The organism is Pseudomonas arvensis (genome assembly GCF_056688935.1).
Genome location: NZ_CP162038.1, coordinates 2418903 through 2435646, shown reverse-complemented (window position 1 = coordinate 2435646; position 16744 = coordinate 2418903). Strand labels below are relative to the sequence as shown.

Below are 16744 nucleotides of genomic sequence, written 5' to 3'. Positions count from 1 at the left end.
TCGCCGGGCCTCCACTCGCCCTTAGCACGTAGCCACGTCGCGACCGAGGTAGTTTCATGACTGCAAAACCGCGTAGCGCCCTCAGTGAACTCTTGAGCCTGCTCAAGCCGTATCGCTACACCGTCATCCTGTCGATTCTGTTCGGCATCCTCGGAGGCGTGAGCGTCACGGCCCTGCTTGCCACGGTCAACCAGGGCCTGCACAGCGAGTCCGGCCTCACCACCGCCGTGGTCCTGGCCTTCGCCGGCCTGTGCCTGCTCGCCCTGCTCAGCAGCATTGCCGCCGACATCGGCAGCAACTTCGTCGGGCAAAAAGTCATTGCCAGGCTGCGCAAGGACCTCGGCGCCAAGGTACTGTCAGCACCGATCGAACAGATCGAACGCTACCGCAGCCATCGCCTTATTCCGGTACTGACCCACGACGTCGACACCATCAGCGACTTCGCCTTCGCCTTTGCCCCGCTGGCCATTTCCATCACCGTTATCCTCGGCTGCCTGGGCTACCTGGCGAGCCTCTCGCTGCCGATCTTCATCATGACCCTGCTGGCCATCGGCATTGGCTCAGCCATCCAGTTCATCGCGCAAAGCAAAGGCATCAAAGGCTTCTACGCGGCGCGGGAAGCGGAAGACAACCTGCAAAAACACTACTCGGCCATCGCCGAGGGCGCCAAGGAACTGCGGATCCACCGCAAGCGCCGCCACGCCATGCTGACCCGCAACATCCAGGCCACCGCCGACCACATCTGCGACACCCACGTGCGCTCGATCAATATTTTCGTGATCGCCAAAAGCCTGGGTTCGATGCTGTTCTTCGTGGTCATCGGCCTGGCGCTGACCCTGCAATCGTTCTGGCCCAGCAACAACCCGGCGATGATGAGCGGCTTTGTCCTGGTACTGCTCTACATGAAAGGCCCGCTGGAGAACCTGATCGCCAACCTGCCGATTATCAGCCGCGCACAGATCGCCTTCCGCCGCATTGCCGACCTGTCCGAACGCTTCTCGTCGCCGGAACCACACTTGCTGCTCGACGCCGATGAGAGCCGCACGCCACCCATGAAGCATCTGGAGTTGCGCGACGTGCAGTACGCGTTCCCGCCCGTGGAAGGCAGCGCGCCCTTCAAGCTGGGCCCGGTGAACCTGACCATCGAGCCTGGGGAAATCCTGTTTATCGTCGGTGAAAACGGCTGCGGCAAGACCACCCTGATCAAGTTGCTGCTGGGCCTGTATACCCCGCAGCAAGGTGAGATCCGCCTCAACGGCACAACGGTGGATGCCCACGGCCTGGACGATTACCGGCAGATGTTCACCACCATTTTTGCCGACTACTACCTGTTCGACGAACTGGTGCAAAGCGACAAGGCCCTGCCGGACGACGCCAACCAGTACCTGGAGCGCATGGAAATCGCGCACAAGGTCAGCATTCGCGATGGGGCGTTCACCACCACCGACCTCTCCACCGGGCAGCGCAAGCGCCTGGCGCTGATCAACGCCTGGCTCGACGAGCGTCCAGTGCTGGTCTTCGACGAATGGGCCGCCGACCAGGACCCGACCTTCCGCCGCGTGTTCTACACAGAGCTGCTGCCGGACCTCAAGCGCCTGGGCAAGACCATCATCGTGATCTCCCACGATGATCGTTATTTCGATATCGCCGACCAATTGGTGCGCATGGAAGCCGGGCGCGTCATCACCGAAAAAGCTTTCGCCTGACCTCACCCTCCGGCGAGCGCCCTGCCGCTCGCCGCTTGCCCGCCAAGTCCCACGTCACACCTAAATCTCGTCGGCCACGCTTCGTCTTTCTGACAACGCATATTTACGCAGCCGATGGCGACGAGACCAAACATGAACCCACTGAATCAACTCCCCGACGACGACTTGCTGGCTTTGTTGATGGCCGACGACGTCGGTTCAGAGCATTCCATCAAGGCTTCCCCCCATCGCGGCCCCACTCCCCTGTCCTTCGCCCAACAACGCCTGTGGTTCCTGCAACAGCTCTCGCCCGACAGCAGCGCCTACAACCTGCCCAACGCACTGCACCTGCGCGGCCCGCTGGATACACCGGCGCTCGGCGCAGCCTTGCAACAGGTCATCGACCGGCACGACGTGCTGAAAACCGCATTCCACACCGTTGATGATGAACCCCGGCAAGTGCTCGACCCGCAAGCCCGCATCCACTTGCGCGAAGAGGACCTGTCCGGCCTGGCACCACACGCGCGTACCGCCGCCGTCACGGAGCGCCTGGCCGCCGAGGCCGGTGCACCGTTTGACCTGGCGCGTGCGCCGCTGATTCGCGCCACCCTGATCAAACTTGAGCGCGATGACCACATCCTGCTGTTGAACATGCACCACATCGCCTCGGACGCCTGGTCCAACCCGATCCTGATGCACGACCTGATCCAGGCTTACCAACGCGCCTGCCAGGGCGACACGACGCCGTTGGCGCGACCTGCCATCCAGTACGCCGACTACGCCCGCTGGCAGCGCGAGGATTACCCGAACACGCCTGAACAACAGCGCGCCGCCGAGTATTGGACGGATTACCTGGGACGCGAGATTCCCACGCTGGACCTGCCTACCGAGTTCCCCCGCAATGCCGGCCAACAGCACCGCGCCGGCAATCTCCAGCTGTCAGTGCCCTCAGCCCTGAGCCAACAGTTGCAAGGCTTCTGCCAGCAACAGGAGGTGACGCCGTTTATCGTGCTGCTGGGCACTTGGCAACTGCTGCTCAGCCGCTACAGCGGCCAGCAGGACTTCACTGTCGGCGTGCCAAATGCAGGCCGCAATCAGAGCGAGACCCAGGACCTGGTGGGGTTCTTCGTCAGCAGCCAGATCTACCGCACGCAACTCACCGACGACCTGACCACAGGCGAGTTTCTCCAAGCGTTGCGCCAGCAATCGCGGGCGGCCATGGAACATGCCGACTACCCGATTGAACTGATCATTGAGCACCTGCAACTGCAACGCAGCACACAGGCCAATCCGCTGTTCCAGACCCTGTTCAACTGGCGTGTGAGCCAGGAACAAACCGGCGCGCTGAAGCTGGGTGAGTTGAGCCTGGCGTTCCTGCCGGTGGCGCAACATGAGGCCAAGTTCGACCTGTCGATGGACGTGGACTACGCGCCACAGCACATCACCGCGAGCATCGAGTACAGCACCGCATTGTTTGGCGCGGCGACGATTGAACGCCTGGGACGCCACTGGCTGCGCTTGCTGCACAGCCTCATTGCCGACCCACAACAGCGGGTTGCCGACCTGCCGATGCTGGACCACGCCGAGCAGCAGCAGATCGTCAGAGCATGGAACGCCACCACCACCCACTACCCGCTCGACCACAGCGTCCAGCAATTGATCGAAGCCCAAGTGGCCGCCACGCCCGATGCGCCGGCATTGGTGTTCGGCGACCATCAACTGAGCTATCGCCAGCTCAACCAGCGCGCCAACCAACTTGCCCACAAGCTGATGGAACTGGGCGTCGGCCCAGATGCACTGGTGGGCATTGCCACCGAGCGCAGCCTGGAGATGGTCATCGGCCTGCTCGCCGTGCTCAAGGCCGGCGGCGCCTATGTGCCGCTGGACCCCGAATACCCGCAAGACCGCCTGAGCTACATGATCGAAGACAGCGGTATTGGCCTGCTGCTGACCCAGCAACACCTGCTCACGCAGTTGCCGATCCCGGCCGCACTGCCGGTGCTGGCCCTCGATCAACTGGACGTCAGCGGCTATGCCGACACCAACCCGCAAGTCGCCGTTGACGGCGAAAACCTCGCCTACGTCATCTACACCTCAGGTTCCACCGGCAAGCCCAAAGGCGCCGGCAACCGGCATGCGGCCCTGACCAACCGGCTGTGCTGGATGCAGCAGGCCTATGCCTTGACCGCCGACGACACCGTGCTGCAAAAGACCCCGTTCAGCTTCGACGTGTCGGTGTGGGAGTTCTTCTGGCCGCTGATGACCGGCGCCCGTTTGGCCGTTGCCGGGCCTGGCGACCATCGCGATCCGGCGATCCTGGTCAGCCTGATTCAGCGTTACCAGGTCACGACCCTGCACTTCGTGCCGTCGATGCTGCAGGTGTTCCTGCTGGACGAGAACGTCGCCCAGTGCACCCGCCTGACACGCATCGTGTGCAGCGGCGAAGCCTTGCCCGTGGACGCCCAGCAACAGGTGTTCGCCAAGTTGCCGAACGCCGGGTTGTTCAACCTTTACGGCCCTACCGAAGCCGCCATCGACGTGACCCACTGGACCTGCCGCGAAGAAGGCAAGGCCAGCGTGCCGATTGGCCAGCCGATCGCCAACCTCACCACCTACATCCTCGATGCCGAGCTGCAACCGGTGCCGGCCGGTGTCATCGGCGAGCTGTACCTGGGCGGCGAAGGCCTGGCCCGGGGTTACCACCGCCGCCCTGCCCTTACCGCCGAGCGCTTCATGACCAGCCCGTTCGGTGACGGCCAACGCCTGTATCGCACCGGTGACCTGGCCAGCTACCGTCCCGACGGCGTCATCGAATACCGGGGCCGTATCGACCACCAGGTAAAAATCCGTGGCCTGCGCATTGAGCTGGGCGAGATCGAAACCCGCCTGATGGAACTGGACTGCGTACGCGAAGCCGTGGTGATTGCGGCCGACGGCCAGTTAGTCGCCTACGCCGTGCCCAGCGAAGCCGGTGACGCAGATGAACTGCGCAGCCACATCAAGCAACGCCTGGGCGAACACCTGCCCGACTACATGGTGCCTGCCCAGTTGATCTTCCTCGATCAACTGCCCCTGAGCCCCAACGGCAAACTGGACCGCAAGGCCCTGCCGAAACCCGATGCGAACCTGCTGCAAAAAACCTACGTGGCCCCACACAGCCCGCTGGAACAGCAGATCGCCGCGATCTGGCAAGACGTGCTCAAGCGTGAAACCGTCGGCCTGCACGATGACTTCTTTGAGCTGGGCGGTCATTCACTGCTGGCCACCCAGGTCGTCTCCCGAGTGCGGCATGCCCTGAACACCGATGTGCCCCTGCGCAACCTGTTCGAGTGCAGCACCTTGCAGGCGTTCGTGGCCACCCTGGAGCAAGAACCGGCCCGCCATGAGCCGCCCTTGGTACGGGTCGCACGCGATCAGCCACTGCGCCTGTCGTATGCCCAGGAACGCCAGTGGTTCCTCTGGCAACTGGACCCTCAAAGCACCGCGTACCACATCCCGGCGGCCCTGCGCCTGCAAGGCCATCTGGACACCCAGGCACTGCAGCGCAGCTTTGACCACCTGATCGAGCGCCATGAAAGCCTGCGCACTTCGTTCGCCCAGGACGGCGAGCGTACCGTGCAACGGATCGCCGCCCACGCCCCGCTGGCAATCACCGTCGAGTCACGGCCGGGCGCAGACGAGCAAGTGATCCAGGCGTGTGTGGAACACGAAATCCAGCAGCTGTTCGACTTGCAGCACGGCCCGCTGCTCAGGGTAAAACTGCTGAAACTGGCGGATGACGATCACGTCCTGATCCTCACCCAGCACCATATTGTCTCCGATGGCTGGTCGATCAACGTGATGATCCAGGAGCTGATTGCCCTGTACGCAGGTTTCAGCCAGCAGCAACCCGCCAGCCTGCCCGACCTGCCTGTGCAGTACGCCGACTATGGCGTGTGGCAGCGTCAGTGGATGGAAGCTGGAGAGCGCGAGCGCCAACTGGCCTACTGGACCGAACAGTTGGGTGGCGAGCAGACGGTATTGGAACTGCCCGCCGACCATACCCGGCCGTCCGAGCAGAGCTACCGCGGCGCCCAACTGGAACTGGCGCTGGGCCACCCGTTGAATCAGTCGCTCAAGCAATTGGCCCAGCAGCAAGGCGTGACGTTGTTCATGCTTTTGCTGGCCTCGTTCCAAACCCTGTTGCATCGCTACAGCGGGCAAACCGACATCCGTGTCGGTGTGCCGATTGCCAACCGCAACCGCGTGGAAACCGAAGGGCTGATCGGGTTTTTCGTCAACACCCAGGTATTGCGTACAGAACTCGACGGCCAGGCGCGGTTTGTCGACGTGCTGCAACAGGTCAAACACCATGCCTTGCAGGCCCAGGCTCACCAGGACCTGCCCTTCGAGCAACTGGTGGAAGCCCTGCAACCGGAGCGCAGCCTCAGCCATAGCCCGCTGTTCCAGGTGATGTACAACCATGCCAGCGTGCAGCCCCAACACAGCGTCAGCTTGCCCGGCCTGAGCCTTGAAGTCTTGGAAGGCACGTTGCCCAGCACCCAGTTCGACCTCTCGCTGGATACCACCGAGTCCGCCGACGATCTGCTGGCCACCCTCACCTATGCCATCGACCTGTTTGAAGCCCCAACCGTCCAGCGTCTGGCAGGGCATTGGCAAAACCTGTTGCAGGCCATCGTCCGTAACCCGCAGCAACGCCTGGGTGAACTGGACATGCTTGGGCGTGAAGAACGGCACCTGATGCTCCATGACTGGAGCAGTGCCACCCTCGAATACCCAAGTGAACAACGGGTCCATCAGTTGTTTGAAGCCCAGGTGGCGAAGCAACCATCAGCCCCGGCCTTGCTCTTCGAAGACCGCCAGCTGAGTTACGCCGAACTCAACGCCCAGGCCAATCGCCTGGCCCGCCATCTGGTGAGCCTGGGCGTCGGGCCCGACGTGCTGGTGGGGATTGCCGTGGAGCGCGGCCTGGACATGATCATCGGCTTGCTGGCGGTGCTCAAGGCCGGCGGCGCCTACGTGCCCCTGGACCCGGAATACCCGCAGGATCGGTTGCTGTGCATGATCGAAGACAGCGGCACGCAACTGATGCTGACCCAGGGCCACTTGCGCGAACGCCTGAAGATTCCTGCCGATGTGGCGCACCTGTGCCTGGACCAGAACCAAGCCTGGGCCGATCTGGACGATAGCAACCTGGCCAATCGCGCCCATGCCGATAACCTTGCGTATGTGATGTTCACCTCCGGTTCCACGGGCCGGCCAAAAGGCGTGGGCATCAACCAGTCCTCGCTGACTCGCCATGCCTATGTGTCGCTGGGGTTTTTCAATCTCAATGGCGGCGACCGCATCCTGCAGTTTTCCACCTTCAACTTCGACGGTTTCGTCGAGCAGTTGTACCCGGCACTGATCTGCGGCGCGTCGGTGGTGCTGCGCGGCACTGAAATCTGGGACACCGAGACGTTCTACCGCGCACTGCTCAAGCACCAGATCAGTGTGGTCGACCTGACCACGGCCTACTGGAACCTGCTGGCCAAGGATTTTGCCGCGGCGGGTCCACGGGATTACGGGCGACTCAAGCAAGTGCACGCCGGTGGTGAAGCCATGCCGCCGGAAGGCCTCGCCGCGTGGAGCCAGGCCGGCCTTGGCCACGTCAAATTGCTCAACACCTATGGCCCTACTGAAGCCACGGTCACGGTTACTGCCCTCGATTGCACCGACTACGTAACCGGCGCCCGCCCGACGCCACTGACCATGCCCATCGGCAAGGTTCTGGCCGGGCGCAGCATTTACCTGCTGGACGACAGCGGTGCCCCGGCGCCGATTGGCGTGGTGGGCGAACTGATGATCGGCGGCGAGTTGCTGGCACGCGGTTATTTCAATCGCCCGGACCTGACGGCCGAGCGCTTCATGCCCGACCCGTTCAGCCAAGGCGGCGGCCGCTTGTACCGCACCGGCGACCTTGCGCGCTACACCCCCGAGGGGGTGATCGAATATGTCGGCCGGATCGACCATCAGGTGAAGATTCGCGGTTTCCGTATCGAGTTGGGCGAAATCGAGGCCCGACTGCTGGAGCAAGACGTGGTGCGAGACGCCATCGTCCTCGCCCAACCGGCAGCCAGCGGCTTGCAGTTGGTGGGTTATGTGGTGCCCCATGCCACGGCCTTGCAGCACGCAGAGCTGCGTCAGTCGATCAAGGCCGCGTTGGCCGCCGTGCTGCCTGACTACATGGTGCCGGGCTTCCTGATGTTCCTTGATGTGCTGCCCCTGAGCCCGAACGGCAAGCTGGACCGTAAAGCGCTGCCCAAGCCGGATGCCAGCCAACAGCAAAACCACTATGTGGCGCCGCGAACGGCCCTGGAAACCCAGGTCGCCGGAATCTGGCAAAGCGTGCTCAACCTTGAGCAGGTGGGCCTCACGGATGACTTCTTCGCACTCGGCGGCCATTCGTTGCTGGCGACGCAGATCATTTCCAGGGTGCGTCAGGCCCTGGGGCTGGATGTCGCCCTGCGCAGCCTGTTCGAACGCAGCGTGCTCGGGGATTTCGTCGCCGGCCTGGACGGTCGCGCACGGCAGCATGAGCTGCCACTGGTGCCCGTCGAACGCACTCAATCGCTGCCCCTGTCCTACGCGCAGGAGCGCCAGTGGTTCCTCTGGCAATTGGACCCGCATAGCGCCGCGTACCACTTGCCGGCCGCACTGCGCCTCAAAGGCGCGCTGGATGTCGCGGCGCTGGAGCAAGCGTTCAATCAACTGATCGCCCGTCACGAGGCACTGCGCACCACCTTCGTGGTGGAAAACGAACAACCGCGCCAAATCATCGCCGACCATGCGCCGCTGGCGCTGGTGGTCGAGACGCTGAGCGGCACACCGGACGACGCCACGATCAAGACGTTTGTGGAGCACGAAACCCGGCAACTGTTCGACCTGCAAAACGGCCCGCTGCTGCGAGTCAGGCTGCTGCGCCTGGCGGACGATGAACATGTACTGGTACTTACCCAGCACCACATCGTTTCCGATGGCTGGTCGGTGCAGTTGATGGTGGAGGAACTGATCAGCCTGTATGGCGCCGCCCAGGCTGGGCAGCCTCACTCGCTGGCGCCGTTGCCCATCCAGTACGCCGATTATGCCGCCTGGCAACGGCAATGGATGCAAGCCGGCGAGCGCGAACGTCAACTGGCCTACTGGACCGCCCAGTTGGCCGGCGAAAACAGCGTATTGGAGTTGCCGACAGATCGCCCGCGCCCGGCTGAACAAAGCTACCGGGGTGCCCACCTGTCACTTACCCTCACGCCTGGCCTGGGCGATGCAGTGCACGCCTTTGCCCATCGCCTGGGTGTGACGCCGTTCATGCTGTTGCTGGCGTCTTTCCAGACGCTGTTGCACCGCTACAGCGGCCAGAACGATATTCGCGTCGGTGTGCCGATTGCCAACCGCAACCGGGTCGAAACCGAGGGGCTGATCGGCTTCTTCGTGAACACCCAAGTCATGAAAGCCGAGTTCAGCTCGCACCTGCGGGTCGAGGCTCTGCTGCAACAGGTCAAGCAACATGCACTGGATGCCCAGGCGCATCAGGACCTGCCGTTCGAGCAACTGGTGGAGGCCTTGCAACCGGAGCGCAGCCTCAGCCATAACCCGCTGTTCCAGGTGATGTTCAACCACCAGAGTGCCGACAAACCCAGCGCCACCGAACGCCCGTCACTGCCTTTGGCGTTGCAGGTCGAGGGATTGGACTGGGAAGGCAGCACCTCGCAATTTGACCTGACCCTCAGCACCAGCGAATCGGCCGAGGGCTTGAGCGCAACACTCACCTACGCCACCGACCTGTTCAACGCCACCACCATCGAGCGCCTTGGGCGGCATTGGCTGCACTTGCTGCAAAGCCTCATTGCCGACCCACAACAGCGGGTTGCCGACCTGCCGATGCTGGACCACGCCGAGCAGCAGCAGATCGTCAGAGCATGGAACGCCACCACCACCCACTACCCGCTCGACCACAGCGTCCAGCAATTGATCGAAGCCCAAGTGGCCGCCACGCCCGATGCGCCGGCATTGGTGTTCGGCGACCATCAACTGAGCTATCGCCAGCTCAACCAGCGCGCCAACCAACTTGCCCACAAGCTGATGGAACTGGGCGTCGGCCCAGATGCACTGGTGGGCATTGCCACCGAGCGCAGCCTGGAGATGGTCATCGGCCTGCTCGCCGTGCTCAAGGCCGGCGGCGCCTATGTGCCGCTGGACCCCGAATACCCGCAAGACCGCCTGAGCTACATGATCGAAGACAGCGGTATTGGCCTGCTGCTGACCCAGCAACACCTGCTCACGCAGTTGCCGATCCCGGCCGCACTGCCGGTGCTGGCCCTCGATCAACTGGACGTCAGCGGCTATGCCGACACCAACCCGCAAGTCGCCGTTGACGGCGAAAACCTCGCCTACGTCATCTACACCTCAGGTTCCACCGGCAAGCCCAAAGGCGCCGGCAACCGGCATGCGGCCCTGACCAACCGGCTGTGCTGGATGCAGCAGGCCTATGCCTTGACCGCCGACGACACCGTGCTGCAAAAGACCCCGTTCAGCTTCGACGTGTCGGTGTGGGAGTTCTTCTGGCCGCTGATGACCGGCGCCCGTTTGGCCGTTGCCGGGCCTGGCGACCATCGCGATCCGGCGATCCTGGTCAGCCTGATTCAGCGTTACCAGGTCACGACCCTGCACTTCGTGCCGTCGATGCTGCAGGTGTTCCTGCTGGACGAGAACGTCGCCCAGTGCACCCGCCTGACACGCATCGTGTGCAGCGGCGAAGCCTTGCCCGTGGACGCCCAGCAACAGGTGTTCGCCAAGTTGCCGAACGCCGGGTTGTTCAACCTTTACGGCCCTACCGAAGCCGCCATCGACGTGACCCACTGGACCTGCCGCGAAGAAGGCAAGGCCAGCGTGCCGATTGGCCAGCCGATCGCCAACCTCACCACCTACATCCTCGATGCCGAGCTGCAACCGGTGCCGGCCGGTGTCATCGGCGAGCTGTACCTGGGCGGCGAAGGCCTGGCCCGGGGTTACCACCGCCGCCCTGCCCTTACCGCCGAGCGCTTCATGACCAGCCCGTTCGGTGACGGCCAACGCCTGTATCGCACCGGTGACCTGGCCAGCTACCGTCCCGACGGCGTCATCGAATACCGGGGCCGTATCGACCACCAGGTAAAAATCCGTGGCCTGCGCATTGAGCTGGGCGAGATCGAAACCCGCCTGATGGAACTGGACTGCGTACGCGAAGCCGTGGTGATTGCGGCCGACGGCCAGTTAGTCGCCTACGCCGTGCCCAGCGAAGCCGGTGACGCAGATGAACTGCGCAGCCACATCAAGCAACGCCTGGGCGAACACCTGCCCGACTACATGGTGCCTGCCCAGTTGATCTTCCTCGATCAACTGCCCCTGAGCCCCAACGGCAAACTGGACCGCAAGGCCCTGCCGAAACCCGATGCGAACCTGCTGCAAAAAACCTACGTGGCCCCACACAGCCCGCTGGAACAGCAGATCGCCGCGATCTGGCAAGACGTGCTGAAACTGGAACGCGTTGGCCTGAACGACAATTTCTTCGAACTGGGCGGTGATTCCATCATTTCCATCCAGGTGGTCAGCCGCGCCCGCCAGCAGGGCATCGGCTTTACACCCAAGGAACTGTTCCAGCACCAGACCGTGCAAGGCCTGGCCAGCGTGGCCCGTATGGGCGCAAGTGCCCACGTAATCGACCAGGGCCCAGCCACGGGCCCGCTCACGTTGCTGCCGATTCACCAGGCATTTTTTGAAACGGCGATCCCAGAGCGCCATCACTGGAACCAGTCGGTACTGCTCCAACCTGCCCAGCCGCTGGTGGCCGAGGCACTGCAACAGGCGTTGCTCGCAGTGATTGAGCACCACGACGCCCTGCGTTTGAGCTTTGAGCAACACGCTGGCGACTGGAGCGCCCAGTACCGGCCAATGGCCGACTGGCAGTTGCAACAGGTAGACGCCAGCGTCGAGCAACTGCCGGACCTGTGCGATCAAGCCCAGGCCAGCCTCGACCTGCAACATGGCCCGCTGATCCGCGCCGTATTGATCCACGTGGCCGACGGCAGCCAGCGCCTGCTGTTGGTGATTCACCACCTGGCAGTGGATGGCGTGTCCTGGCGGATTCTCTTTGAAGACCTGCAAAACGCCTATCAACAGGTCAGCAACCAGCAATCGGTGCAATTGCCGGCCCGCACCAGTTCGGTCAAGGCCTGGGCCGAGCGCCTGCAACACCGTGCGCAACACCCGACCGCCCAGGACGAATTGCACTACTGGCTGGCGCAACTCGATACCGACACGCCCGATCTGCCCTGCGAACGCCCCCATGGCAGCCTGGACAATCGCTACAGCCACACCCTGCATACCCACCTCGACGCCCGGCAGACCAGACAGTTGCTGCAACAGGCGCCCAAGGCCTATCGCACGCAGATCAACGACCTGCTGCTGACGGCCCTGGCGCGTGTCATCAGCCGCTGGACCGGCGCCGCGCATTGCCTGGTGGAGCTGGAAGGCCATGGCCGCGAAGACCTGTTCGATGACATCGACCTGACTCGCACGGTGGGTTGGTTCACCAGCCTGTTCCCGGTCAAGCTGGTACCGGCCGGCACCCTTGGCGACTCCATCAAGCAGATCAAGGAACAGTTGCGGGCAATTCCCGACAAAGGCTTGGGCTATGGCGCCCTGCGCTACCTCGGCACGCCGCAGGCACGGGCCAGCCTCGGCGCCTTGCCGGCGCCACGCATCACCTTCAACTACCTGGGCCAGTTCGATGGCAGCTTCGATGCCAAACAGGGCTCGTTGCTGGCCCCCGCCGTCGAAGGCAGCGGCCGTGAGCAGGCGCCGGATGCGCCACTGGGCAACTGGCTGAGCCTCAATGGCCAGGTATACGGCGATGAACTGACCCTGGGCTGGCAATTCAGCCGTGAGATGTTCGACGAGGCGACCATTGCGCACCTGGCCGATGACCTCAAGCGCGAGTTGCTGGCCCTGATCGAGCACTGCTGCGACACCGCCAACATGGGGGTCACGCCGTCCGACTTTGCGCTGGCGCGTATCAGCCAGGCGCAACTGGACCGCCTGCCGGTGCCGTTGCCACAGCTCGAAGACCTCTACCCGTTGTCGGCGATGCAACAGGGCATGCTGTTCCACACACTGGAAGCACCGGAAAGCGCACTGTACGTGAACCAGATGGCCGTCTCGGTCACCGGGCTGGACGTTGCGCGGTTCACCGCCGCCTGGAACGCCGTGATTGAGCGCCATGAAATCCTGCGTACCGGGTTCTGGGCTGACAACCAACTGACCGAACCGCTGCAAGTGGTCTACCGCGCGGCGAAGATGCCGGTCGACGTCCTCGACTGGCAGCAACGGGACGTCAGCGCCCAGGACCTGGAAGTACTCGCGAGCCAGGATTGCGCCCGTGGCTTCGAACTTCTGCGTGCACCGCTCGCACGCCTGACCCTGGTACAGCTCGACGCGCAGACGCACTACCTGATCTGGACCAGCCACCACATCCTCATGGACGGCTGGTCCAACTCGCGGCTGTTGGGTGAAGTCTTCGCGATCTACAACGGCCAGGCCGCACCGCCCAAACGCGGGCATTACCGCGATTACATCCGCTGGCTGCAAGATCAATCCCAAGCGGTACTGGAGCAGTTCTGGAAAACCAAGCTCCAGGACTTGAACGGCACCTCGTCCCTCGCCAACAGCCTGTCGCCCAAGCCGGCCATGGAGTTGGAAGGCCACGCGGCGCTGTATCTGAATTGGGATACGCGGCAAACCGCACACTTGCGTGAGCAGGCCCAACGCCTGCGCGTCACGCCGAACACGCTGATCCAGGCCACTTGGTTACTGCTGTTGCAGCGCTATACCGGCCAGGACACCGTGTGCTTCGGCGCGACGGTCGCGGGTCGTCCGGCCAGCCTGCCAGGCTCAGAGGACATGCTCGGGCTGTTTATCAACACGTTGCCCATTATCCAGACCCCGCAACCGCATATGCCCGTCGCCCTATGGCTGCAAGCGTTGCAGGCCTATAACCTGGAAGTGCGCGACCACGAGCATGCGTCCCTGGCGGATGTACAACGCTGGTCGGGCCAAGGTGGCCAGCCGCTGTTTGACAGCATTCTGGTGTTTGAAAACTATCCGGTGGACGAGCGTCTGCAGGAAGCCGGGCAGGAACACCTGAGCTTCGGCGACGTCAGCAGCCGCGATGTGACCAACTTTGCCATGGACCTAGCGATCAACCTCGGCGACACCCTGAAGATCGAGTTCCTGTACCTGCGCAACCGCTTTACCGAGGCCGCCACCGCACAAATCCTGCGCAGCTTTGAAACCCTGCTGCTGGAACTGCTGAACAACGCCCAGGCCAACGTCGGCAGCCTCAACATGCTGGCAGGCCCCGAACAGCAATTGTTGCTGCAACGCAACCACCTGAACCCAGCCAAGGCGCCACGCGCGCACCTGGCACAGGTGATCCGGCAACACGCACTGGAGCGGCCAGACGCAGTGGCGATCGTGTGCGACGGTATCGCGTTGAGCTACGGCGAACTGGATGCGCGGGCCAACCGCCTGGCCCACTGCCTCATGGCCCAGGGCATTGGCCCGGAGATGTTCGTCGGCGTCGCTCTGGAGCGCTCGGTGGACGTCATTGTCGCGTTCTATGGCGTCATGAAAACCGGCGCCGCCTACGTGCCGCTGGACATCGACTACCCACAGGACCGCGTGCAGTGGATCGTCGAAGACTCTGCCATGAGCGTACTGATCAGCCAGCACTCGCTGCGGTCGCGCTTCGACGGCCTGGGCGAGGCGACCCTTATCGAGCTGGATCGCCTGCCGCTGTCGGACTGGCCGGCGACGTGCCCGGCAACCCAGGTGCACGACCATAACCTGGCCTATCTGATTTACACCTCGGGCTCCACCGGCAAGCCCAAGGGGGTGGCCGTGGCCCACGGGCAAATCCGCATGCATTGCCAGGCCATCGCCGAGCGTTACGAGATGGACAGCAGCACCCGTGAATTGCTGTTCATGTCGTTCGCCTTCGACGGTGCCCAAGAGCGTTGGCTATCGACGCTGCAAAGCGGCGGATGCCTGGTCGTCAGGGGTAACCAGCTGTGGACACCGGAAGAAACCTGGCAGGCGCTGCACGCGCACAGCATCAGCATCGCGTGCTTCCCTCCGGCGTATCTGCAACAGCTGGCCGAGTACGGCGACAGCCAAACCGATGCACCACCGCCCGTGCGCATTTACTGCTTCGGCGGCGACGCGGTGGCAGAGGCCAACTTCGAGTTGGTCAAGCGCGTGCTCAAGCCGCAGTACCTGACCAACGGGTACGGCCCCACCGAAACCGTGGTGACCCCGCTGCTGTGGAAAGTGAGTGTCGATGAACGCTGCGACGCGGTGTACGCGCCGATCGGCACCCGCATCGGTGAACGTACCCTGTATGTGCTGGACGAACACCTCAACCCCCTGCCCGATGGTGTGGCGGGCGAGCTGTACATCGGCGGCGAAGGCGTCGCCCGTGGGTATCACCAGCGGCCCGGCCTGAGCGCCGAACGGTTTGTGGTTGACCCGTTCGCTGCCGACGGCACACGCCTGTATCGCACCGGGGATCTGGTGCGCCAGCGCACCGACGGCGTGATCGACTACCTTGGCCGCCTGGACAACCAGGTGAAGATCCGCGGTTTCCGGATCGAGCTGGGAGAAATTGAGTCACGCCTGCGCGAGATCCCCGATGTGCAAGACGCCGTGGTGGTCGCCCGCGATACCGCCGGCGGCAAGCAACTGATCGGTTACGTGGTAGCCGACGCTTCGGCCGGGCTGGGCGAACGCCTGCGAGCGGCTTTGCAGGTGGAACTGCCCGACTACATGGTGCCGGCGCAAATCCTCGCGCTCCCAGCTTTCCCACTCAACCCCAACGGCAAGCTGGACCGCCTGGCCCTGCCTGACCCGGATTTCAAGGGCCGCGTCTTCGTTGCACCGCGCAATTCGTTGGAGGCACAACTGGCGGCGATCTGGCAGGAGGTGCTGGAACTGGAGAGCGTGGGCGTCACCGACAACTTCTTCGAATTGGGCGGCGACTCGCTGCGCATTCTCAAGGTGCTGTCGAAGGTGCGCAGCCAACCGGATATCGGCATCGAGCTGAAACTGCGGGACATGATCGGCAAGCCCACCATCGCCGAGTTGTCCGGGTTTGCCGAAGACGATGCGAGCCTTAATCCGCTGGTGCTGCTCAACAGTGAAACAACGCTCAGCGCGCCGCTGTTCTGCCTGCATGCCGGTTTTGGCACTGTGTTCGACTACGAGCCCCTGGCCCGTCGCCTGGATGGACAGCGCAGCGTCTACGGCCTGCAATGTCGCATGCTGCTGGACCGTCAGTGGAACGATGATTCGCTGGCGTCCATGGCCATCGATTACAGCCAGTACATCCGCCAGCAGCAAGCCAGCGGCCCTTACCACCTGATGGGCTGGTCGCTGGGTGGCACCCTTGCGGTGCTGGTGGCCCAGGAGCTGGAAAGCCAGGGCCAACGCGTGGAGTTTCTCGGCCTGGTGGACAGTTTTGTACCCACTGGCGAGGACGTCTTGAGTGACGACTGGAGCGAGGACCTGCGCGGGTTCCTCGCGGTACTGTTCGGCCTCTCGGCCGAGGAGTTGCCAACCTTTGAGATCGGGGCGACGACGGACAGCGCGGCGCTGGAGCAGCTGATCGCGCAGGTCCAGGCAGGTGCTGCCGCCCGTTCGGCGTACGCCGCAATCAGCACCGAGGAGCTGGCTCACACCTTCCAGGTAGCGATGAAACTCAAGGCGTTGTCCACGCGCCTGGACGGCTTGCCGCCCACCCGGGCGCAGGCCCATTGCTGGTGGGCCAAGGCGATTGCCGGCCAGCCTGCATCGAACATGGCCAGCGCCCGGAGCAACGAACAGATCGCCGCCGGCCACTACGACATTCTCAACCACCCGACCCTGCTTCAGGGTCTGTTGCAGCACCTGGCGCTGCAACCCGTAGCCAGTTGAAACCGTCGCCGCCC

General features: G+C 63.5%; 2 protein-coding genes. Both read left to right on the top strand.

All coding sequences use genetic code 11. The features are described from left to right. Positions 1-56 precede the first annotated feature (56 nt). The gene (locus AB3G88_RS11145; protein ID WP_158879325.1) at positions 57-1706 is read left to right on the top strand and encodes a cyclic peptide export ABC transporter; all 1650 of its coding nucleotides are present in this window, start codon (positions 57-59) and stop codon (positions 1704-1706) included. 132 nt (positions 1707-1838) lie between these two features. After that, positions 1839-16730, top strand: a complete 14892-nt coding sequence (locus tag AB3G88_RS11140) for a non-ribosomal peptide synthase/polyketide synthase (RefSeq protein WP_480454022.1) — start codon at positions 1839-1841, stop codon at positions 16728-16730. Positions 16731-16744 lie beyond the last annotated feature (14 nt).

Coding starts and splice junctions, on each gene's coding strand:
- AB3G88_RS11145 (WP_158879325.1), top strand. CDS start 57: ATGACTGCAAAACCGCGTAGCGCCCTCAGTGAACTCTTGAGCCTGCTC.
- AB3G88_RS11140 (WP_480454022.1), top strand. CDS start 1,839: ATGAACCCACTGAATCAACTCCCCGACGACGACTTGCTGGCTTTGTTG.